This window comes from Mycobacteriales bacterium (assembly GCA_036497565.1).
Taxonomy (GTDB): Bacteria; Actinomycetota; Actinomycetes; order Mycobacteriales; family QHCD01; genus DASXJE01.
Genome location: DASXJE010000161.1, coordinates 1 through 21,320 on the forward strand (window position 1 = coordinate 1; position 21,320 = coordinate 21,320).

The window sequence follows — 21,320 nt, forward strand, 5'->3', positions numbered from 1 at the left end:
ACTCCTTCCTCACCGACTGTGCCCTCGCTTCGCTGAGCGGAGCAAGGGCACAGTCGGGAGGCCGGACTACCCGATCAGCGCCAGTGCCGGGACGATTGCGTTGGCCTTCGGGCTACCCAGGCCGGATGCCGCGTCCCATCCCTTTCGCGCCGGGAACCCGGGCACCGTGACGGGTCCGTGGAAGGTGTTGTTCCCGACGGTGATGTCGTGGAATTGCGTGTTGTAGATCCGCGGCGCCAGGGCCAGTGCGTAGAGGGCCCGGTTGATCTCGCCGAGCCGGTGGTGCCGAAGCTGGGCGCTGAGGGCGACGAGCCCGGCCCACTGCGGCGAGCCGCTCGACGTACCCCCGAAGATGTACACGGCCTGATCCGCGGGGTCGAGTGAGCCGTCGCCCCATACGACCAGGACGCCGCCGTCGATCGCGGCGTTGTAGGAGACGTCGGGCACGCCGCGGGTGCGCAGGTGCTGCGCCCGCTGATAGCCCGGCGCTCGGTACACGACGGAGAGGCCGCCGCCCCCGCCGGACTCGAAAGTCGGCTCGTTCCACACCTGTTCGCTTTTGTAGGCGCCGGTGAGGCCGTTGGCGGAGAGCATGGTGCCGCCCACCCCGGTCACGTTCGGGTCGGACGCCGGGGTGCTGGCGGCCTTGAAGAACGACGTGTTGTCGCAGGTCGGCTGCGCCGCTCCGTCGTCCCCGGACGAGGCCAGCAACGTCATGCGCTTGGCGACGGCCTTGGCGAACAGCTTGTGCTGCGCCGCCAGCAAGGTCGGGTCCATGCACTGCTCGGCCTCGCCGAAGCTCTGCGAGATCACGTCACCGAGGTTGTGGTCGACCGCGAACCTGGTGGCCGAGAGGATGTCGGCGTCGTCATTGGTCTTGGCCAGAACCAGCACGATCTTGGCCTTGGGGGCAATGGCGTGGGACCACTCGACGTCCAGGGTGATCTCGCCGGCCCAGCCGACCTGGTTGTCGTCCTTGGGGTCGAACGGGGTCTTTCCGTCGGGCGCGACGACCCTGAGGACCGGATCGGGCAGGTTGAAGAGTTTGTCGAAGGCCGCCACGTCACTGCGCAGCGTCGGGCTGGAGAAGGCGTCGACGACCACGATCGTCCGGCCGCGACCGGTCAGCCCGTGGCCGGCCAGCTTGTCCACGCCGTATGCGGCTCGGATCTGCTTCGGTCCGTAGCACTGCAGGTCGCCGGGGGCGGGCTTCTGGCAGCTGAACACCGGATCCGCCGAATCGGTGACCCGTCCTGCGACCCGGTAGTGCGGATGCGCTCCGATTGCCGGGGTCTTGCGGGCCACCTTGCCGTGGGCCACGGGGGCGCCGGCCACATGGGCGGCACCGGTCGCCGCCTGACCGCCCGCGGCTGACGGGGCGACCGCGACGGCGGCCGCCGCGAGGCCAAGGGCCGAGACTGCGGTGAGCACACCACGGCCGTAACGAGCGAGCACACCGTTCATTCGCGTCCCCTGTTCACTCCCCGGGGCGCCGGTGGCTGCCGCGGGGGTCGCTTCCGCCCCCGTCGGTCGGGGGATGGTGGCGGATGTTATCGGACGATCTGCGAGGTTGCCTATACGCCGACGTGCGGGCGGCGTGTCCTCCCCATCCCATGATCAAGAGGGGATTCGTACGGCGTTTCGTGCCGGAATCCCCTCTTGATCACGGGGATGGGGTGGCGGCGTGCAGGAGCGCCTGGATGTAGCCGATGGCGTGGGCCCGGCCCCGGTGCATCCAGTCGCTGTCGCCGACGGTCTGCGGCACGTGGTCGTCCATCAGGAAGCCGTCGAAGCCGACCCGCTGCAGTTCGCCGACGACGCGCAGCGGGTCGTAGTTGCCCTCACCGAGGAAGCATTCGCTGAATTTCGGGACGGTGCCGATGACGTCGCGCAGGTGCACGTAGAAGATCTTCGAGCGTTTGCCGAGTGCGCGGATCGACCGGAGTACGGCGTCCTCCCCGCCCATCTCCGACACGGTGCCCAGGCACAGATCGAATCCCCACGCCGGGCTGGTGAACTGATCGGCAGCCCGCTCGAGTGCGTCGACGGACGTGAAGATGCGGCCGATCCCGCCGAGCGCGTCGACCGGCGGGTCGTCGGGATGCAGCGCGAGCCGCACGCCTTCGGACTCGGCCACCGGGATGAGCGCCTCCATGAACCGGGAGTGCCGGTCCCACATCTGCGCCGACGTCGCCTGCGGGAGGCCGTTCCACGGACCGGGCACCCATACGTTCTCCAGGTGCTCGTCGCGCCGGGCGACCCAGATCTCGTCCTGGCGGCGCGGATCGTGGATGACGGCGTCGTCGTACGACGTGACCACGGCGCCCCCGCGACCGTGCGGGCCGACGCCGGTCCGCCAGACCGAGTTGGGCATGAAGCAATAGCCCAGGACCGGTATTTCGGCGGCGGCGAGGTGCCGGATCGTCTGGGCCACCGACGCGATCTGTTCGTCGCGTCGGTCGCCGTCGAGCATCACGTCGTCGTAGAAGAACGTCGGGATGTTCTCGATCGCCTCCAGCGCGAGGCCGAAGCGCTCGGCCTGGGTGCGCAGCGCGACGAGATCAGCGACCTCCCAACGGTGCCGGCCCGGCAGGCTGGGCGTGTTGACCTGGACGCCGGCCAGTCCCAGTTGCGCCGCGAAGATACAGAACTCGTCGGTCAGGGCGGGCACTTGACCTGCGACTACACGCATGGTCTGTCCACTGTAGACGGGAAGGTGGTCAGCGTGACGGTGGAAGTGCGGGTCTCACCAGGCGCCAGGATGAGTCCGACGCCACGGTCGTGGCCGTCGACGGTCCCGCTGCCGGGGATCGTCGTCGACGGTTCGATGGCCATCACGTAGGCCCGCCGATACCAGGGAAACGCATCGCTCGCTGCGAGTTCCTGCCAGAACCACGCGTGCGGGTGCACGCCGGGATCCCACTCGCAGGACACGCCGAGATCGACGTCGGGGTTGACGATCGTCGCGTACGGCCGATCGAAGTCGGTGAGGGTGCCGAGCGTCGCACGAGACTGCCCCGCCACGGGAAGCCCGCGCAGGTCGAGCGCATCCCCGGACCGGGTGCGGACCGTCGGCCACGGGTGCGCGGAGCCCGGCGTCAGGTGGTCACCGGGAGCCGCCTGGTCGGCGAGGAAGGTGCGCGCGCCGGTCTCGATCCGGGTCGCCGGGCCGATCAGCGGGGCGCCGTACGCCGGATGCTCCTGCCAGTAGACCTCGACCGGCTCGCGTCCGACGTTGGTGGCCTCGGTGGTGACCGTCAGCCGGGGACCGTCGATCGCGAGGGTGCGGCGCAGGTCCAGGGGCACGAGGATCAGGCTGGTGGCCAGCGCGACGGTGTCGACCGCGTCGCGGCTCGCGTCGACCGACCACGCCACCCTGCTGGCCTCGCCGTGAAAGGGCCATAGGACACCGTCGACGTCGCGCTCGTCACCGGCGTTGGGGAGAAGGAGATTCCAGCCACCGCGATAGTGGGCGTGCCAATCGGTGCGGGTGTTGCGTGGTTCGTCCGCGGGGATGTCGACATCGCCCGTCCACGGCGGGCGGAAGAGCAGATCGATGCCGGTACGGCGGTCGACGATCGAGGTGATCTCCGCACCCCTGTCGGCAAGCACGATGACCTGCAGGTCGTCGCCGTTCAGCGTGATCCCCTGCTCAGGCGGTGACACCATCAGGGCAGTCTCACCGCCAGGGCGGCGAGCAACCCGCCGTCGACGACCACGTGTGATCCGGTCATGAACGAGCTGGCCGGCCCGGCCAGGAACGCCACCACCTCGGCGATCTCGTCCGGTCGGGCGACCCGGCCGAGCGGGTGGGCGCGGCCCCAGTCGCCGACGAGGTCGTCGGGGCTCTGGCCGTCGGCGGCGAACAGGTCCGCGGACGACCGCAGCATCGGGGTGTCGACCGACCCGGGGCAGACCGCGTTGACCCGCACTCCGGCGGCGGCGTGGTCCACCGCCATCGCCCGGGTGAGGCCGAGTATCGCGGCCTTGCTCGCCGAATAGGCGGCGACGCCGGTCTGGGTCGCCACGGCCTGCACCGACGACACGTTGACGATCGACCCTCCGCCGCGGGCCGCTAGGACCGGAACGGCCGCCCGGCAGACCCGGAACATGCCCCCGACGTTGACGGCGAACACCTCGTCCCAGGTGGCGTCGTCGGTGTCGACGACGGTGCCGTAACGCTGTACGCCGGCGCTGTTGACCACGATGTCCAGGCCGCCGTACGCCGTGACTGCGGCATCGACGAAGTCGGCCGCGCAACGTGTCTCGACGAGGTCACCGGCGACCGCGGTCGCCGACCCGCCGGTGGACCGGATCGTCTCGGCGACGCGTTCGGCGTCCTTCAACGCCACTCCGGCGACCACCGTGTGCGCCCCGGCCGCGGCAACGGCGGTGGCGCTGGCCTCGCCGATGCCCGTCGAGCCCCCGACGACCAACGCCACCCGGCCGGTCAGCGACCCGCTCATCGAGCCTGTCGACCGGCGTCGGCGACGTCCGCGGCTTCGAGCAGGAGCCCCGCGGTGCCGGCGGTCGGAACGGTGATGACGACCGTGCCCGCCTCCGTCTCGAGACGGTCCCCCGGATCACCGATCCAGGTCGCCTCGCGGGCCGACCGGATCGGGAGGCTGCTGGTGATCCGGGCCGCCACCGGCTCCTGCGCGACCGACTGCAGCCGGAGCAGTACGCCGCCGTCCGGCTCGGTGGTCGCGCCGACCAACCGGATCCGGGGATCGTCGACGGTGAAGAACGACGTCTCCGGCGCCAGGGTGCCCGCGGACTCGGTTCCGCCACGGGCGAGCACGGCGTGCAACGGCCGGCTGGTGGCGGCCGCCGTGCGCATCCCGAGACTCTCGGCGGGCAGGGCGCGCGTCGGTCGGGCGCCGGCGACGCTGTACCGGAAGTCCATCTCGAAGCCCTGCTGGGACGGGAAGTTGGTGTCCCACAGGTTGTTGTGGATCCACGAATAGAGCGTCCCGGGCTCCCGCGGCTCGGTCGTGTCGGGGAACGGTGCGTAGGGCAGCGTGATGGTCTCGAACTGCACCAACGGGGCGTCGATCGTGGACCAGGCGATGGCGTAGTCGTCGTCGGCAATCGTGACCCACCGGCGTACGGCGCGCATGTGGCGGGCACCGCCGGGAACCAGCGGGATCCCGGTGCCCACCACTCCGCCGGTCACCTCGGCGCGCACGGTCGGGGTGGCCATGTCGAACGGGAACGCGACGTAGGCGCTCTCCTTGGACATGGTGGCGGCCTTGGACAACCGGTGGGTGATGTCGAGCCGGCCGACGCCGTGCACGAGGGTGAGCGTGGTCACCAACGACCGGGCGCCCGGGGCGAACGTCGAGTAGGTGAGCGTCTGCGCCGTCTCGCTGGTCGCCCTCGCGAGGACGACCGAGGGCCCGGCGGCGTCCCGGCCACCGAGCAGGTCGAGTCGCTCGTTGCCCTCGAGCTTGTTGGCCTGGTGGTTGGCCATTCCGGCGGAGGCGTAGCGGTCGTAGACGTAGCCGCCGAAACCGACGGTGCTCTCCGCTGCCACCAGCTCCCGGCCGGCGGTCTTGTCCACGATGGACGTGATCGCCGAGCGGGCGAGGTCGACCTGCACACGCAGGAACTCGTTCTCCAGCACCGGTTCACCGGCCGGGTCCGCAGGGGTTGCCGCGGTGGCGGTGTGCCCGGCCGGGCCGTCGGCGGTGACCACGTCGAGCCGCACCATGCCTGCCTCGGGGGCGTCGGGCACGAGTACGACGAGGAAGCGGCCGGCGTCGCGGTGGTTCGGGTTGATCTGGGGTTCCTCGTCGTGGGCGAGGACGGTCTTGGTGCGCGCGTCGTACACCTGCACCGGCACCTCGAGCGGCACCAGGCTCTCCGGCAGGAAGCAGCGCACCCGGTCGGTCCGCGACCAGTTCACGGTGTTGACCACGTAGAAGGACGCGAGGGTGCCTTCGGCCTGGGTGAGACGCGACCCGAGTCGTGCGCTCGCCCGGTCGAGGAGCGCCAGCGACTCGTCGTGCGCGGTCAGCGCCTGGCCGTACTTCCAGTGCCACTGCTGGTCGCCGGAGTTCATGCCGGTGTCCCCGTCGGTCCAGGCATTCGAGGCGCCCCAGGTGTGCTCGTCGAACAGCGACATCGCGTCGTAGCTGATCGAGGCGTCCCGGCTGTCGGCCGCCGCACCGTCCGCACCGAGCAGCCCGGCCATCGTGCCGACGGTCTGCGCGTCGGACACCGCACCCTGCGCGCGCCGGCTCATCGCGACCGGCCGCGCGCCGGACCCGATGCCCTCGACCCACCAGTCGGTCCAGTCGCCTTCGAAGGTCTCGATCTGGCCGGCCAGACGCTCCTCCGCGTCGACGAAGAAGTCCTCGTTGCGGGACAGCCGCATCTTCGGGTAAGCCCACTCTTCGTTCCACCGGCGGGCGGTCTCGGCCATGATGACCCGGGGCGGCGCGTTGTCGGCGAAGTGGCCCTGCACCCGCAGATGCAGGATGTCCCACGGATAGGGCTTGCGGTGCAGCGGTGCGTCGGGCACCGGCCAGCCGAACACCGTGCCGTCGAACGGGTACGGGTGGGTGGCGAGCGACTCGAGGTAGGCGGGGAAGAAGTCGTCGACGGCATCGTAGGAGGTGTCGAAGCCGAGCATCGGCCCCTCCATGTAGGCCAGGCCGTGCGGCGTGTCGGTCACCCACACCAGGACCGAGTTGCCGCTCGGTGCCTTCCACCGGAACAGCCGCGGCAGATCCTGGCCACCGGTGAGGTGCGGCACCGACCGGCCCGCCCAGTTGTGCCCGACGGACAGGTACTTGACGCCCATCTGCGCGAGGGCGTCGATCTGGCCGATGGTCGAGCCCGGGACGTCGGTCTGCATCGCCGAGGTGAAGCCGATCCCGTGCCGGTCGCGGACGTCCTTGGCGACCCTGAGCATCTCGAACAGCTCGTCGGTCGAGCAGGCTTCGGTGTGCAGGTTGTAGGGCATCGCGGTGAGCTCGATGCGGCCCTCCCGCACCCGGTTGACGAACTCCGCGACCCGCGCCGCCGGCCGGGCCTTCTCCCACTGCCGGAACGACAGCAGCGCCTCGACGGCCCAACGGAACTGCGACGCCTCCGGGAAGTCGTCGGTGGCACGGGTCAGATCGAGGGCCGAGTCGAGGAAGGACAGGTGCTCGGCCAGCACCGTGCCCTGCGGGTCGGTGTAGCCGATGTCCAGGTGGGAGTGGTGCACCAGGTGCACCGTCCACCGGCGTTGCGGGGTGAGGGTGACGTCGACGGCTACCGTCGGATCCAGCGCCGGGATCGTCACCGACACCGGTGTCGGCTCCTCGACGGCCGGCACGAGCACCCTGAGGCTGCCGCGCGGACCGGCCCGGCGGGACGTCGGCAGTCGGGTCCCGCCGCGCGTCGCGAAGATCACCTCCGCGTCGGGATGTACGCCGGCCGCCACCTCGATCCGGACCGCCTGCAAAAGACCGCCGGACGCGTCCTCGGCGAGCAGCGGTTCGACGAAGAGACGGACGTCCCTCCCCCCGACCGTCGCAGCGGCCGAGCACGCCCGGTCGCGGAGATTGGCGCGGGCACGGTCGTGGTTGAAGGCCGAGGACTTGACCAGGGCGCGGGTCGTCACGCGGAACCAATCCTTCCGGATCGCTCGAGCAGCATCAGATGTTGGTTTTCAGACTGGAGACGAAAAGGCGTTGGAAGCCGAAGAAGAGGATCACCGTCGGCAGCGACACCAGGAACGCGCCGGCCAGCACCACCGGAGGCCCAACCGTCGAATAGTTGTCCTGCAGTCCCGCGAGCGCGGCCATGACGGGGCGGATGTTCGGGCTGAAGGTCAGCGTGATCCCGAACAACAGGTCGTTCCAGACCCAGACGAACTGGAAGATGAACGCCGCAGCCAGCGCCGACTTCGACAACGGAAGGTGCACGCTGCGGAAGATCCGCCACCACGATGCGCCGTCGATGCGGGCGGCCTCCATCATGTCCCGGGGTATCACCGCCAGGTAGTTGCGCACGACGAAGAACGCGAACGGTATGCACAGGGCGGTGTATATGAGGATCAGCCCGAACCGCGTGTTGTAGAGGTTGGTGCTCGCGTAGGCGCCGAACAGCGGGCGCAGGAAGACCTGCAGCGGGAAGAGGCTCCCGGCGTAGATGACCCAGAACCACAGGGCGCGGCGCCTCGTCGGCATCACGATGACCGCGAAGCCGGCGAGGGCGGCGACCAGGCACGCAAGTGCAGCGCTGATCACGGCGTAGAAGAGGCTGTTGAGCATCGCCGGGCCGAAGGACGCCGCCTTCCAGGCGGCCTGGATGTTGTCGAAGAGGCCGAAGCTGTTCGGGTACCAGTGTGGGGTTCCCGTGTATCCGCTGACCGTCGTGATGCCGTTGACGATCAGCAGGTAGCTGGGGACCAGCCACAAGCCGGCGAGAACGATGATCGTGACGTTACGCAGGGCCTTGCCCATAGGACGTTCCTCTCAGTCCGCCGGCCGCAGCTGACGCCGCAGGTAGAACCAGGACGCGGCCAGGACGACGAGGGTGAGGACCACCGCGACGGCCGCCCCGGCCCCGGGCCGCTGCAGGACGAACGTCTCCCAATACATGCTGACCGCCAGAGTTTCGGTCGACCGCGCAGGACCACCCTGGGCGAGCACCCAGATGAGGTCGAACGCCTTGAGGCCGTTCACCAGGCTGATCCCGACGACGACGACGGTCACCGTGCGCAACTGCGGAAAGACCACGTGCCGGAAGCGGCTCCACCCGACCGCGCCGTCCAGCGCGGCGGCCTCGATGGTCTCCGGCGGAATGGCTTGCAACCCGACCAGGAAAAGGATCACCGCGACACCGGTCGCCTGCCAGGCGTTGGCCACGATCATCGACACGGTGTTGAGCGGCCAGGTCAGCAGCCAGTCGTGCGCCAACGATCCGAGGCCGAGCGACGTCAGCGCCTGGTTGAGCGCACCGCCGCTCTGCAGCATGAAGTTCCACACGACGGCCACGGCCGAACCGGAGATCGCGTACGGCAGCACCACGGCGAGCCGTGCGATGCGCCCCCACTTGACCGCGTTGGTCATCACGGCGATCGACAACCCCAACCCGATCGGGAGGAGGACGGTGCCGACGAGCCAGAGCAGCGTGTTGAGCAGCGACTTCAGTACGGCGGGATCGCTGAACATCCGCTCGTAGTTCGCGAAGCCGGTGAATCCCTGGTTGATGAAGCGGTCGTTGAAGAAGCTGCGGTAGAACGTCGCAAGGAACGGGAGCGTCAGGAGCGCGGTGACCAGGACGACCGCAGGGATCAGGAACGCGGCGGACTCCAGCCGCGCAGCCCAGCTCGATCGCTGCCGCCTCGGAACGACCGGGCGCCCCGTGGTGTCCGTGCGCTGGTCACCCGATCGCAGCGTCCGCGTGGATCCGGTCATGCGACTTCCTCCCGCCAGTACGCCCATTCGGCGTCCGCACGCCGTTGCATGCCCGCCAGGATGCCGTCGACCTGATTGGGGTTGATCATGAAGCCGCCCAGGTCCTGCACGTTGCCCTCGATGAGTGAGGGTGGGCTCGCCTCCCAGAACCGGATGAGCAGCCGTGGATCGTTCGCCTTGACCTGCGCGAGCACGTGCTGGATCACCGGATCCGCCGAGGGCACGGTCGGGTTGGGTGGGATGTCACCGAGGAACGACATCCAGGCCTTCTGGACGGCCGGGTCGAGCCAGTGCGACAGCATCTTCAGCGTCGCGTCCTTGTCCGGCGCACGGTCCGGTACGACGAGGGTCGCCACCTCGCTGATCACCGACTTCGGCACGCTCGGCTTGACGGTCGGCATGATGAATGCGTCGTAGTCGACCCCACCCTTCATGCCGACCGCGGGGAACGACTGGTTGTTCCACGTGCCGATCGGGAACATCGCCACGCTCCCGGTGTTGAGCATCGCCGGGGCATTGGCCTGGTCGACGTCGGGGCTGGTGAAGTAGCCCTTCTCGATGAACCCACGCCAGATGTCCATAGCCTGCCGCGCCGTAGCGTCGGTGTAGGACGCCTTTCCGGCCGTCAGCCGTTCGTAGAAGCCCGGATCGAGTTTGGTGAGGAACTCCTGGAACCAGATCAGCGCCGGCCAGCCGCCGTTCTGCGTACCGAAGAACGGTATGACGCCGTGCTTCTTGAGCGTCGCCGCGTTGGACTCGAACTCGTCCCACGTCTCCGGCGCGCGCAGACCGTACTTCGCGAACGTCTTCTTGCTGTAGAAGATCACGTAGTAGGACTCGGTCAGCGGCAGGCCGTAGACCCGTCCCTGATAGGTGAGCCCGTCCTTGACGCCGGTGTCGACCCAGTCCTTCTTGGCCGCCGTGTTCCAGAGATCGGTGAGGTCGGCGACCTGACCCGTCCGCGCCGTGTCCTGCAGCCGGTAGCCGTTCCACCACTTGAAGGCGTCCGGCGCCTGGGACGTCTCCAGCCGGGACTTCATCACCTGCTCGTACGCGCCGAGGTCCGGGGCCGGTACGGCGTCGAGGCCGTATCCGGACGCCTGTTTGAGCGCCCGGCTGGCCTTGGCGAAACCGGGGGCCCAGGTGAGCACCGTCCCGTAGACCGGGATGTTTCCGCTGCTTATGGCCGAGGCCGGGCCACCGCATCCGCTGAGCAGCGCACCGGTCGCCGCTGCGCCGGCCGCGGCCAGAAACTCGCGCCGTTTCACGTCATGCCTCCTTTCGCTTGGTTCCGCGGCCGCTTCGTTCGGTCAGTCTCGTGGCGACCATGTCGCGCACCTCTCGGAGATGTTCGGTCATCAGCCGGCGTGACTTGTGCGGTTGGCCGGTCTGGATCGCGACCGCCAGCGCTCGGTGTTCGCGTTGATCGAGCTCGCGGTCATCGAAAAGGCGGCCGATCTGCAACTGATGGTCGGCGTAGAGCTCGGTGATGGCCCGGACCGCCTCGGCGAGCACGACGTTGCCCGCCATCGCGGCGATCGCCGCGTGAAACGCCATCGTGGCCTCCGACAGGCGGCGGTCATCTCCGGCGGCGATCGCGGCGTCGGCCTCGCCCAGGATCTGGTGCAGGAGTTCGCCGTCCTGCGTCGTACGGCGTCGCGCCGCCGACTCCGCGAGGGAAGGCTCGATCAGCAACCGCGCGTCGAGCACGTCCAACATCATTGATTCCGCGGTCTGCCGGGACGGATTGGCGATGACCATCCGCGGCGCATCGTCGCGGACGAAGGTGCCCGAGCCATGCCGGATGTTGAGTACCCCGGTCGCCTGCAGCCGCAGCAGTGCCTCACGCATGGTCGGGGTGGCGACGCCGAATCGGTGCGCGAGCGTGCTCGTCGAGGGGAGCCGACTGCCGGCGGTCAGCCCCTCGTCCCGCACCAGGGTGAGCACATCGAGGATCAACTCGTCGACCAGACTGCGACGCCGCCGACGTACGGCGTCGGCCTGCGCGCTCCGTGGCGCGCGATCGGTCGGCTTCGGGTCCTGGGACCTCACGCGGTGCGGCGTCCTTCCGGCTCGTGTCTCCGTCGATGGCCGGAGGCAGCTAGTCACCAAGTGATCAGATGTGTGGTCGGTGTGTGAGGAAAGCAGGTGTCGACCGGGGTGTCAATGGTTCTGGTCAGAGCCGCGTTGCATCATCGACGCCATGACGAGGCAGGTGCAGGTGGCCATCGATTGCGCAGACCCGGACCGGCTCGCCCGGTTCTGGGCGGAGGCGCTCGGTTACGAGGTGGAGAATCCCTCGCCCGCGCCGGACGAGCCGGGCGAGCGGTGGAATGCCGTGGTGGACCCGGCGGGTACAGGTCCGCGGGTGCTCTTCCACAGCGTCCCGGAGGGCAAGGTCGTGAAGAACAGGGTGCATCTCGACGTCCGGGCCGGCGGACCGCGCGGGACACCCATCGCGGTACGCCGCCCGCTCGTCGACGCCGAGGTCACCCGGCTGCTGGACGCCGATGCCACCCACGTCCGCACGACCGAGGACGAGTCCGACTACTACGCGGTCATGCTCGATCCCGAGGGCAACGAGTTCTGCATCTGCTGACGGAGCCGCCCGCCGTGCCCGCCCAATCACGATCATGAGTGGTTGGACGGGGGTCGTAGGCGGGCGGAAAGGAATTGCGGCCGGGTCCATACTCAGCGGCATGGCCGAACCCGTCGATCTCGCCGCAGCACTCTCGACCTTCACCGAGCCGTGGTCTCCCCGGACGGTCGCCGTACTCAACGACTACGACATCCGGGTCGTCAAGACGGCGGGAGAGTTCACTCCGCACACTCATCCCGACACCGACGAGGTCTTTCTTGTCCACGCCGGGTCACTGACGATCCGCATGGCGGCCGGCGACGTCACCCTCGGCCCGGGCCAGCTCTACGTCGTCCCGCGCGGTGTCGAACACCAGCCGTTCTCCGAGCGCGGCGCGGAGGTGGTGCTCATCGAGCCGAGCAGCACGGTCAACACCGGAGACACGCCGAGCGACCTGACCTCCGCCCGACGGATGGCCTAGCCCGGAGGAGCCCACCACCACATGGACGCCGAGGTCGCCGTCATCGGCACCGGGACGATGGGCTCGATGACCGCATGGCAACTGGCCAGGGCCGGCATCGACACCGTCGCCTTCGAGCAGTTCAGCATCGGGCACGACCGGTCGGCTGCGGGCGGCGAGTCCCGGATCTTCCGGACCGCCTACCTGGAGGGTCCGCAGTACGTGCCGACGCTGCTCAGAGCCCGTGAGCTCTGGCGCGAACTCGAGGCGGAATCGGGACACGACCTGTTGACCCTCAACGGCGGACTGATGATCGGCCGGGCGGAGAGCGCGTCGATGCGCAACGTGCTCTCCTCGATCGACCGCTTCTCGCTGCCGCACGACATCCTCGACCGCACGGCGATGGCCGACCGCTATCCGCAGCACCGGATGCTGCCCGGCGAGACGGCGATCCTCGACCGCTACGCCGGAGTCCTGCGTCCGGAGTTCGCCGTGCTTGCAGCTGCCCGCCGCGCCGAGGCCCTCGGCGCGCAGATCGTCGCCGGTACGACGGTCACCGGTCTCGAACCCGGTCCGACCGGAGTCCTGGTGCGGACCCCCGACCGGGACTGGCGGGTGCGCCAGGCCGTGATCACCGCCGGTCCGTGGACGGCGCGGTTCGCCCCCGACCTGGCCGCGCACGTCAGCGTGCAGAAACTCGTGATGACCTGGTACATGGCCGAGGACGCGGCAGCGTACCGCCCGGACCGGTTCCCGATCTTCATCCGCGACTCCGGCGACGTGCACTTCTTCGGCATCCCCACGCTGGACGGCGGCTCGGTGAAGGTGGCGCCGCACGCGTCCTACGGCGAACTCGCCGACGCCGACGACCTCGACCGCAACGTCGGAACCACCGACCTGGTCCGCATCAACGACACCGTGAGCCGCTACCTGCCGGGACTCGTCCCGACGCCGGTGCGGGTGTCGACCTACATGGACGCCTACACCACCGACCGACACCCCATGGTCGGCGCGCTGCCCGGAGCCGACAACATCTGGCTGCTCGGTGCCTTCTCCGGCCACGGCTTCAAGATGTCCCCGGCGATCGGACAGATCGCCACCGACCTGGTCCGCGACGGCAAGTCCGACCTGCCGGTCGAGCATCTCGACCCCCGGCGGTTCCTCGCCTGACGTGCCTACCGGCCGGCGAACTCCGGTCAGTCGAGCCGGATACCCGCCCGGACGACCGTGCCACTCGACGTCGACGTGATCTGGAGTTCGTCACACAGTTGCTGCGCCAGCCAGAGTCCCCGGCCGCTGACCGCATCGCTCCCCGGCCGGTCACGCTCGAGATGTTGGTCGTCGATGACTCCGCGGTCGCGGATCTCGCAGACCAGCCGGTCCTGCTCGGGCCATAGCCGGAGCACACCGTCTCCACCGCCGTGCTGCACGCTGTTGCAGGCGATCTCATCGACGGCCAGCACGAAGTCGGCGGTCCGATCGGGAGAGAGCCCGAGCCCGGCGGCGTGTTCGCTCACCACGGCACGGACCTCCGCCAGTCCGTTGAGGGTGAAGGACTGCTCCGCGGCTACGCCATGCGTCGGCCGGGTCGCGTCGTTCACTGGGGCGGTTCGGATTCGAGCCATGCGTCGCCTACTGCCAGACGGTCGCCGGATGGTGCATTGCTCGTACAGGAGTAACGCTCCCCGCGACGTACGCACCTGTCCACCCTTTCTCGGTGTTTATTTTCCGGCTCCCAACCAGCGATCCTCACCACTCCGCCAATAACGCTGCCAAGGGGCCAGACCCTCTGTTGCCCGCCGATTTCGCGACGCACCCCGCGGTCAGCGACTTCCGGTCTCGACCGCGACCCGCTCCGGTGCGTATTCCGCCGCGACCTCCGGTCCGACCCGCTCCGGACGGAGCAGGCTGATCACGACCAGCACGATCGTGTTGGCCGCGAGCGCCACGATCCCCGCGTTGAGGCCCCACAGCGGATCGTGCCCGCCCACGACGAGGTACAGCACGAGGCCTACGCCGACGAGGATTCCGGCCGCCGCACCGTATTTGGAGGTTCGCCGCCAGACGAGGGACAACACGATGGCGGGGAAGAACTGCGTGACGCCGTCGTATGCGGTGAGCAACAGGTTGACGATGGCCGACGGATTGATGATGGCGAAATACAACGCGACGGCCATGACGGCGAGGACGCACAGCCGCGACACCCGGAGCACCGACGACGAACTTGCTTGCGGGCGCAAGAGACCCTGGTAGATGTTGCGGCCGATGAGCGTCGCGGCACCGAGCACCAAGGCGCTCGCCGGCACCATCGCTGCCAGCGCCCCGGCGCCGCCGACCAGCCCGGCCATCCATGCCGGCTCGCCCTTCTTGACCAGGTCGAGCAATGCGAAGTTCGTGTCCGGTCCCTTCAGCCCCGGGACCACGAGAAGTGCGGTGAAGCCCACGTAGAACATGAGCAGGAGAAGCACCTGGTAGAGCGGGAGGAACGTCGCGTTGCGCCGGATCGCGCGGGTGGACCGCGCCGAGTAGGTCGCCATGAAGGCGTGCGGGAACATGTAGAACCCGAAGCCGGTCAACACCATGGTCGAGATCAGCCACGGCACACCGAAGACCCCGCTGCTGCCGGGCAGCGCCAGGTGACCGGGGTGTGCGTGGTTGACGGCGTGGACGACGCCGCTGAAAGAACCGAAGTACTTCAACGGCAGTCCGATCCCGATGATGAGTACGACGATGACGAGCAGCACGTCCTTGAGCACCGCCGTCCATGCGGTCGACCGCAGGCCGGCGACGAAGACGAAGAGTGCCACGAGGATGAACGCCAGGAGAATGCTGAGTTTCTGACTGACCGCGCCGTTGGTGGTGGAGTTGACGATGTCGCCGAGTCCGGTCAGCTGCAGGTCGGTGTAGGGCACGACGAAGGCGACGCCGACCAGGGCGACCAGCGCACCCATCCACTTGCTGTTGAAGCGCTGCGTGAAGTAGTCGGCCTGGGTCACCAATCGGTGCCGCTTGGCGTAGCGCCACAGCGGCGGAAGCAGGAAGAAGGAGACGATGTAGGCGAGCGCGCCGTACCCGAGGATGTAGAAGACCGGCCCGCCGTTCTCGTAGCCGTAACCGGCGGCACCGAGGAACGTGAACGTCGTATAGATCTCGCCGGCGGCCAGCACCCACAAGAACATGCCGCCGAAGTTGCGACCGGCGACGGTCCACTCCTCGAGGTTCATGCTCCGGCGGCCACGCGACAGGAAGCCGAGGCCCACGGCGAGCACCACGATGATCGACATGATGACCAGGGGCAGGTTCATCGGGTCGACTCCTCCCGCTCCTGCTCGGGAAGCAACCGGTGCGCAGCGAGCAGGAAGAGCGGGGTGACGATCACCCAGGCGAGGATCCACAGCCCGAGCAGCGGGACGCCGATGACCTCGCGGTCGCTGTTGACGAACGGGATACCGACCAGCATCCCCACGAACGGTATGAAGCCGACTGCCAACGATCTGGCCATCCGGGTCCGCCCTCTCAGTCGGGTAGACCGGCTCACGCCGGTCCGGCACCCGGGACCCATACCCCACTTGGACGGCTTCTCACCCCCATTCGGACCAGTCCAAACAGGCGTTCGCCAAAAAGCCGGTGACGGACCAGCAGCTATGTCACATATCGGACTGCAGGGCGTCGAGCCGGGCCTGCGCGTCAGCTGCTCTGCGCTCCGCGGCGTCGGCGGCCCGCCCCGCGGAGTCGGCCGAGCGCCGGGCCTGCTTCAGCTCGGTCTGGATCCGCGGGGTCTGCGCCCTCGCCTCGGCGAGCTGCTCGGTCAGTTCCGCGACGCGGGCGAGGTTGGTCTCGACCGTGGCCTGCAGATCGTCGGCCACCTGCCGTCGTTCCGTCGCCGCGTCGGCGGCCGATCGTGCGTCCTCGCGTGCGGCCCGCGCCGCCTTCTCGGCAGCGGTGCGCTCCCGCGCGGTGGGCTTCGCGGTGTCCTTGCCGGCTTTCGGCTCGGTTCGCGCCGCGGGTTCACGGCGCGTCGTCGGCCGCTCGGCGGTCGCCGGACCCATTCCGGTGTGCCGCAGCGCGGTGGTCAACCGGCCGGCCACGAACAGCTCGGCCGCGTCGTCGTCGGCCAGCACCGCCGACAGGGTCTCCTCCACCTGCCGCGACACCTCGCCGCTGACCTGCTGACCCGCCGCTCCGCCCAGCCGACGGGCCCGCCCGGTCAGACCGGTGACCAGCTTCCGGCGTTGCTGGGAGAGCGCCCGCATCTCCTCCCCCGCCAATTGCTGCTGGGCCTGGCGTAGCGAGCGACCCAGCTCCACGAACGATCGCGCCTCGTCCCGGTCGTCGCGCACCAGCAGGTTGACCAGCCAGGCACTGGTCGACGGCCGACGCAGCGCGGTGATGGCCTTGGCGGTGTCGCGGTCGCCGTCCTCACGTGCTTCGGCCACCCGACGGTCGCGCGCCGCAGTGAACTCCCCGGGCGGCATTCCGTAAAGCTCGTCGGCCACCGCGTCGACATCCATTCCGCCACGATCCCTGATCCGCCCGCCCACGGCGAGCAGTTAGCTTCGTGTCTCCACGAGCGCTGCCATCTCGAGGCGCGGCGGTACGGCGCCCGGGTGACAGATACCGGCGAGCGTCTCGACGCCGTCGACGAGTCGGGGTCCGGGCCGGACGAAGGCCGCGTCGGCGTCGACGGCCCACACCGGCAGCCGATCCGGTAGCACTCCGGCGGCGACCACGTCGGCGGCGAGGCCGGCGGCACCGTCGAGCCCGTAGCCGCACGGCGCGACCACGACCAGGTCGCAGCCACTGCCCGCGACCTCGGGCCACGTCGTGGCCGCGGAGCGTTCCCCGGCTTTCCCGAGCACCGGTATCCCACCCGCCGCGGTGACCATGTCCGGAATCCAGTGCCCGGCCGTGAACGGCGGGTCGGTCCATTCCACGACGGCCACCCTGGGCCGCGGCAAACCCGCGACGGCGGACCGGACGGCGTCGAGCCGCTCGCGCAGTGAGGCCACGAGGCGGGTTGCCGTCTCGGCCCGGTGCGTCGCGGCACCGATGGTGTCGATGCTCGCCAGCACCTCGTCGAGCGTCCCCGGGTCGATGGTGATCACCTCGGCGGTGCACCCGAGGTGGGTCAGCGCCTGGTCGACGTTGCTCACGTCCACCGCGCAGACCGCGCACAGGTCCTGGGTGAGCACCACGTCCGGATCGAGTTGACGCAGCGCGCCCTCGTCGAGGTGGTAGAGATCCTCGCCCGCGGCGAGCCGGTCCCGCACGTAACGGTCGATCTCCTGCGGCGAGAGCCCGTCCGGCCGCAGCGGCGTCGAGACGATCGTGCGGGTGCGCGCCTCGGGCGGGTAGTCGCACTCCACGGTCACGCCTACGACGTGCTCTCCGGCGCCGACCGCGAAGAGGATCTCCGTGGTCGAGGGCAGCAACGAGACGACCCGCACGCCCGCAACACTAGCCGCCATCAGCGATCAGACGTCGGTGTCCTACCCGGCCGCTGAGCGGTCCGAGGCGAGCGCACGGAGTGCCTCGGTGGCCCGGTCGATCTCGGTGGCCAGCAGATCGCGGAGCTCCCGAGCCTCGTGATCGCCCGCACCGGTCACACCTTCCAGCCGCTCACATACGGCGCCGACCGCGGCCGCCCCGATGGTGAGGGCCGCACCCTTGAGCCGGTGGGCGCTGCGGTGGAGCGCATCATCATCCGCGCCGTCGATCGCCGCGTTGATCTCGTCCAGCGTGCCGGGCAGGTCGCCAACGAACGCCTCGATCAGCCTGGGGAGGAGCGAACCGTCGCTCGGATTCACCTGGCGCAGGACGGCGAGGCGGTCTTCGTCGATCGGATCCGACGCGGGAGGCTCGGCCGGGTCCGGGCGGGCTGGCACCTCGGTCTCCTGCGCCCACTTCGTCAGCGCAGCGGCCACGTCCCGAGGACGGACCGGCTTGGCGATGTAGTCGTCCATCCCGGCGGCAAGACATCGATCCCGGTCGCCCGGGGTGGCATGCGCGGTCATCGCGATGATGGGTGTGTGTCGCGCCTTTCCTTCGCGACGGCGGATCTCTCCGGTCGCCTCGTACCCGTCCATGCCGGGCATCTGGATGTCCATCAGGACGGCGGAGTAGTCGGCGGCGGCGAGTGCGTCGAGCGCTTTCAGGCCATCGGCCGCCACGTCGGACCGGTAGCGAAGCTGATCCAGAATTCCGGTGGCAACCATCTGATTCGTGGCGTTGTCCTCGACGACCAGGATGCGGCCCCGGTGCGTTCCTTCCTCGGGCGACGGACCCTGTTTCGGTTCGGTCGGTCCGGGCGGCGCGACGATGTGGACGAGGCAGTCGTAGAGCTGGGACTGCCGGACCGGTTTGGTGAGCATGTCGACGAAGCCGGCCCGTCTGGCCACCTTGGACCGGACGTCGGTCGCCGAGGTCAGGAGCACCATGCTCGTCGCCCCGAGCGCGTCGTCGGCCGAGATCAGGCGCGCCAGATCCAGCCCGTCGATATCCGGCATGCACATGTCGACCAACGCCAGTGCGTAGGGCTCCCCCTGTTCCGCCGCGTGGTGCAGTTCGGCCAACGCCGCCGTGCCACCATCCACCATCACCGGCTGCATCTGCCAGGAAGCGAGCTGCTCGAAGAGGATCATCCGGTTGGTCTTGTTGTCGTCGACGATGAGCGTGGGCAGACCGTGCAGCAGGTGGTCGGTAGGCTTCGCGCTCGTTCCGACCGTGTCGGGTTGTCGCTTCAGCGGAAGGCTGAACGAGAACGTCGTCCCACGGCCCACGTCGCTGTGGACGGTGAGCTCACCACCCATCGCCGTGACCAGCTGCCGCGAGATCGCCAGTCCGAGCCCGGTTCCGCCGAAGATGCGGGTCGTTGAGGCGTCGACCTGCGAGAAGGGCTCGAACAGCCGGTGCATGTCCTCCTCCGCGATGCCGATACCGGTGTCGGATACGTCGAAGCGGGCGACGACGCCGATGTCACCGGATTCGACGAGCCGGGCCTGGACGATGACTTCACCTTCCCGGGTGAACTTGACGGCGTTGGACGCCAGGTTGGCAAGGATCTGGCCGAGTCGTCCTGGATCCCCGCGCAGCGCCGTCGGTAGATGGGGATGACAGGTGGCGACGAGGTTGAGGCCCTTCTTCCGCGCGCTTTCGGCCAGGAGTTCGACCGCACCCTCGACGACGTCCAGCAGATCGAAGTCGATGACCTCGAGGTCGAGCTTGCCGGCCTCGATCTTGGAGAAGTCGAGAATGTCGTTGATGATCGTGAGGAGTGACTCGCCGGCGCCTTTCACGCCGTCGGCGTACTGGCGCTGGCGGGAGTCGAGATCCGTGCCGAGCATCAGCCCGGTCAGGCCGATGATTCCGTTCACCGGCGTACGAACCTCGTGGCTCATGGTGGCGAGGAATTCCGACTTCAGCCGCGACGACTCCATGGCCGCATCCCGCGCGGCGGCAAGGTCGGCGGCCGTTCCCACCCGCTCCGCCACCCGGCTGAGTTGGGTGCCGACCTGGCCGATGATCTCCAGCGCCGCCTCGTCGGGATCGATCGGCCTCCGGGCGAAGAACTCCAAGACACACGCGACGTCGTCGCCGACCAGGACGGGGAAGGCGAACGCTCCCTGGAAGCCGAGCGCCAGCGGCACCTTCAACCGGGCCAGATCGTGGTCATTCCGCAGATCCGTCCACGCCGGCTTTCCCCCGACGAGGACCCGGCGGGCCAGGCCGCGGGATTCGCCGTCGCGCATGGTCATGCTCGCCGTACGGAACGCCTGGATCCACGCCGGTTCGTCGACATGCCAGACCGGCAACGGAGCCAGACCGTCGACGGCCTGGTCGGACGGTACGTAGGCGTGGCCCGCCGCCCAGCCGGTGTGGGCGCAGATCTGGTCGACGGCGACCTGGAGTGCCCCCTCGAGCGTCGATGCCTCGTTGGCCGCGAACGCCATCTTCTGCAGTAGCCGGTAGCGGGCGGACGTCGTACGCAACTCCGCCTCGGACCGCTTCGTCGCGGTGATGTCGTGTGCGGTGCCCAGCACGCGGACGATGTCGCCGGCCGGGTCACGCACGGCCTTCCCCCGCCACCGGATCCAGACCGCCTCACCGCCGGGTCGGATGACGCGCGCGTCGTGCTCGAAGTGCGGTTCACCCCGCTCGAGCGCTTCCGCGCCCACCAGGAACTTGTGCCGGTCGTCCGCGTGCACCTGGTCGCTGACGAGCGCCGAATCGAAGAAGGTTTCGGCCTGCAGTACGCCGCCGGCGATGCCGAAGAGGTGGAACATCTCCTCCGACCACTTGGTCCGCTTGGACGCGGGTTCCCACTCCCAGCTGCCGAGGTGGGCGACCCGCTGACCGTCGGCCAGTTGCTGCTTGCTCTCGAGCAGCAGTTCCTCGATGCGCCGGCGCTCGTTGATCTCGCCGACCATGCAGAGCGAACCGAGATAGTCACCCGCCCCGTCGTGCAGCGGACTCGCGTGCATCAGTACCCAGGTGCGGGATCCGTCCTTACGGACGAAGTTGCACTCCAACTCGTCCACGTGCCCACGGCGGCGGCGCGCGAGATTGCCGGCAGCGGCCGCTGCGCCCTGCTCGTCCAGCACGTCGTAGACCGACAACGCCGCCAATTCGTTCGCCGGGTATCCCAGGATGGCCGCCATCTTGGGATTGGCGAACACCGTCGCCCCGCCGTCGTCGAGAACCCAGATGCCTTCGTCGGCCGTCTCAACGACCCGGCGGCCGAGCTCGGGCGGGATCAGCCAGGTGGCGTCCGCTTTCTCCGACTTGATGGCAGCCGCGCGGTGACCATTCGACGTCATTCCTGTCCCATCGCACACTTTGTCGGGAAGCGTGAACGAGGTCCCGCGCC

18 protein-coding genes are annotated in these 21,320 nt (G+C 69.1%); 3 read left to right on the plus strand and 15 right to left on the minus strand.

What is annotated here, in order from left to right; all coding sequences use genetic code 11:
* Positions 1-66: 66 nt before the first annotated feature.
* The 9 genes from VGH85_13675 to VGH85_13715 all read right to left on the minus strand — a co-directional run bounded on the left by VGH85_13675 (position 67) and on the right by VGH85_13715 (position 11,468).
* Positions 67-1,464 (minus strand): S53 family peptidase, encoded by a 1,398-nt coding sequence (locus VGH85_13675; protein ID HEY2174852.1) that lies wholly within the window; start codon positions 1,462-1,464, stop codon positions 67-69.
* A 199-nt stretch (positions 1,465-1,663) separates the two neighbouring features.
* Complete coding sequence (locus VGH85_13680) at positions 1,664-2,692, minus strand: mannonate dehydratase (GenBank protein ID HEY2174853.1); 1,029 nt, start codon at positions 2,690-2,692, stop codon at positions 1,664-1,666.
* On the minus strand, positions 2,683-3,669 hold the full coding sequence (locus VGH85_13685) for a DUF4432 family protein (protein ID HEY2174854.1): 987 nt from the start codon (positions 3,667-3,669) through the stop codon (positions 2,683-2,685). Before VGH85_13685 ends, VGH85_13680 begins: the two co-directional genes overlap by 10 nt.
* Positions 3,669-4,466, minus strand: coding sequence for an SDR family oxidoreductase (locus VGH85_13690; GenBank protein HEY2174855.1), 798 nt, complete (start codon positions 4,464-4,466; stop codon positions 3,669-3,671). The genes VGH85_13685 and VGH85_13690 overlap by 1 nt, the downstream gene beginning before the upstream one ends.
* Positions 4,463-7,615, minus strand: coding sequence for a hypothetical protein (locus VGH85_13695; protein HEY2174856.1), 3,153 nt, complete (start codon positions 7,613-7,615; stop codon positions 4,463-4,465). The genes VGH85_13690 and VGH85_13695 overlap by 4 nt, the downstream gene beginning before the upstream one ends.
* Before the next feature lie 34 nt (positions 7,616-7,649).
* Positions 7,650-8,459, minus strand: coding sequence for a carbohydrate ABC transporter permease (locus VGH85_13700; protein ID HEY2174857.1), 810 nt, complete (start codon positions 8,457-8,459; stop codon positions 7,650-7,652).
* A gap of 12 nt (positions 8,460-8,471) precedes the next feature.
* Positions 8,472-9,416 carry a sugar ABC transporter permease gene (locus tag VGH85_13705; GenBank protein ID HEY2174858.1) on the minus strand — a complete coding sequence of 315 codons (945 nt, stop codon included), beginning with the start codon at positions 9,414-9,416 and terminating at the stop codon, positions 8,472-8,474.
* Entirely contained in the window at positions 9,413-10,684 is a 1,272-nt protein-coding gene (locus tag VGH85_13710) for an extracellular solute-binding protein (GenBank protein ID HEY2174859.1), read from the minus strand. The genes VGH85_13705 and VGH85_13710 overlap by 4 nt, the downstream gene beginning before the upstream one ends.
* A 1-nt stretch (position 10,685) precedes the next feature.
* Entirely contained in the window at positions 10,686-11,468 is a 783-nt protein-coding gene (locus tag VGH85_13715; protein HEY2174860.1) for an FCD domain-containing protein, read from the minus strand.
* 151 nt (positions 11,469-11,619) lie between these two features.
* Between VGH85_13715 and VGH85_13720 the strand changes: the two genes are divergently transcribed.
* From VGH85_13720 to solA, 3 genes are all read left to right on the plus strand, one after another.
* Positions 11,620-12,015, plus strand: a complete 396-nt coding sequence (locus tag VGH85_13720; protein ID HEY2174861.1) for a VOC family protein — start codon at positions 11,620-11,622, stop codon at positions 12,013-12,015.
* Between the two features lie 100 nt (positions 12,016-12,115).
* Complete coding sequence (locus VGH85_13725) at positions 12,116-12,475, plus strand: cupin domain-containing protein (protein HEY2174862.1); 360 nt, start codon at positions 12,116-12,118, stop codon at positions 12,473-12,475.
* A 21-nt stretch (positions 12,476-12,496) separates the two neighbouring features.
* Positions 12,497-13,624 carry an N-methyl-L-tryptophan oxidase gene (gene solA / locus VGH85_13730; protein ID HEY2174863.1) on the plus strand — a complete coding sequence of 376 codons (1,128 nt, stop codon included), beginning with the start codon at positions 12,497-12,499 and terminating at the stop codon, positions 13,622-13,624.
* Positions 13,625-13,650: 26 nt separating this feature from the next.
* On the opposite strand, the gene VGH85_13735 is transcribed toward solA, so the two are convergent.
* The 6 genes from VGH85_13735 to VGH85_13760 form a co-directional block, all read right to left on the minus strand.
* Entirely contained in the window at positions 13,651-14,055 is a 405-nt protein-coding gene (locus VGH85_13735; GenBank protein ID HEY2174864.1) for an ATP-binding protein, read from the minus strand.
* A gap of 222 nt (positions 14,056-14,277) precedes the next feature.
* Positions 14,278-15,759: a sodium:solute symporter family protein gene (locus VGH85_13740; protein ID HEY2174865.1), complete on the minus strand. Its 1,482-nt coding sequence runs from the start codon at positions 15,757-15,759 to the stop codon at positions 14,278-14,280.
* The gene (locus tag VGH85_13745; protein HEY2174866.1) at positions 15,756-15,956 is read right to left on the minus strand and encodes a DUF3311 domain-containing protein; all 201 of its coding nucleotides are present in this window, start codon (positions 15,954-15,956) and stop codon (positions 15,756-15,758) included. Before VGH85_13745 ends, VGH85_13740 begins: the two co-directional genes overlap by 4 nt.
* A gap of 145 nt (positions 15,957-16,101) precedes the next feature.
* Complete coding sequence (locus VGH85_13750; GenBank protein HEY2174867.1) at positions 16,102-16,965, minus strand: hypothetical protein; 864 nt, start codon at positions 16,963-16,965, stop codon at positions 16,102-16,104.
* 39 nt (positions 16,966-17,004) lie between these two features.
* Entirely contained in the window at positions 17,005-17,901 is an 897-nt protein-coding gene (locus VGH85_13755; protein ID HEY2174868.1) for an ABC transporter substrate-binding protein, read from the minus strand.
* Positions 17,902-17,943: 42 nt separating this feature from the next.
* The gene (locus VGH85_13760; protein HEY2174869.1) at positions 17,944-21,270 is read right to left on the minus strand and encodes a response regulator; all 3,327 of its coding nucleotides are present in this window, start codon (positions 21,268-21,270) and stop codon (positions 17,944-17,946) included.
* Between the last annotated feature and the right edge of the window lie 50 nt (positions 21,271-21,320).

Bases quoted from the DNA above. Each gene is read 5' to 3' on its own strand.
- VGH85_13720 (HEY2174861.1), top strand. From the start codon at position 11,620: ATGACGAGGCAGGTGCAGGTGGCCATCGATTGCGCAGACCCGGACCGG.
- VGH85_13740 (HEY2174865.1), bottom strand. From the start codon at position 15,759: ATGAACCTGCCCCTGGTCATCATGTCGATCATCGTGGTGCTCGCCGTG.
- VGH85_13705 (HEY2174858.1), bottom strand. From the start codon at position 9,416: ATGACCGGATCCACGCGGACGCTGCGATCGGGTGACCAGCGCACGGAC.
- solA (HEY2174863.1), top strand. From the start codon at position 12,497: ATGGACGCCGAGGTCGCCGTCATCGGCACCGGGACGATGGGCTCGATG.
- VGH85_13700 (HEY2174857.1), bottom strand. From the start codon at position 8,459: ATGGGCAAGGCCCTGCGTAACGTCACGATCATCGTTCTCGCCGGCTTG.
- VGH85_13690 (HEY2174855.1), bottom strand. From the start codon at position 4,466: ATGAGCGGGTCGCTGACCGGCCGGGTGGCGTTGGTCGTCGGGGGCTCG.
- VGH85_13685 (HEY2174854.1), bottom strand. From the start codon at position 3,669: ATGGTGTCACCGCCTGAGCAGGGGATCACGCTGAACGGCGACGACCTG.
- VGH85_13675 (HEY2174852.1), bottom strand. From the start codon at position 1,464: ATGAACGGTGTGCTCGCTCGTTACGGCCGTGGTGTGCTCACCGCAGTC.
- VGH85_13750 (HEY2174867.1), bottom strand. From the start codon at position 16,965: ATGGATGTCGACGCGGTGGCCGACGAGCTTTACGGAATGCCGCCCGGG.
- VGH85_13745 (HEY2174866.1), bottom strand. From the start codon at position 15,956: ATGGCCAGATCGTTGGCAGTCGGCTTCATACCGTTCGTGGGGATGCTG.
- VGH85_13760 (HEY2174869.1), bottom strand. From the start codon at position 21,270: ATGACGTCGAATGGTCACCGCGCGGCTGCCATCAAGTCGGAGAAAGCG.
- VGH85_13725 (HEY2174862.1), top strand. From the start codon at position 12,116: ATGGCCGAACCCGTCGATCTCGCCGCAGCACTCTCGACCTTCACCGAG.
- VGH85_13680 (HEY2174853.1), bottom strand. From the start codon at position 2,692: ATGCGTGTAGTCGCAGGTCAAGTGCCCGCCCTGACCGACGAGTTCTGT.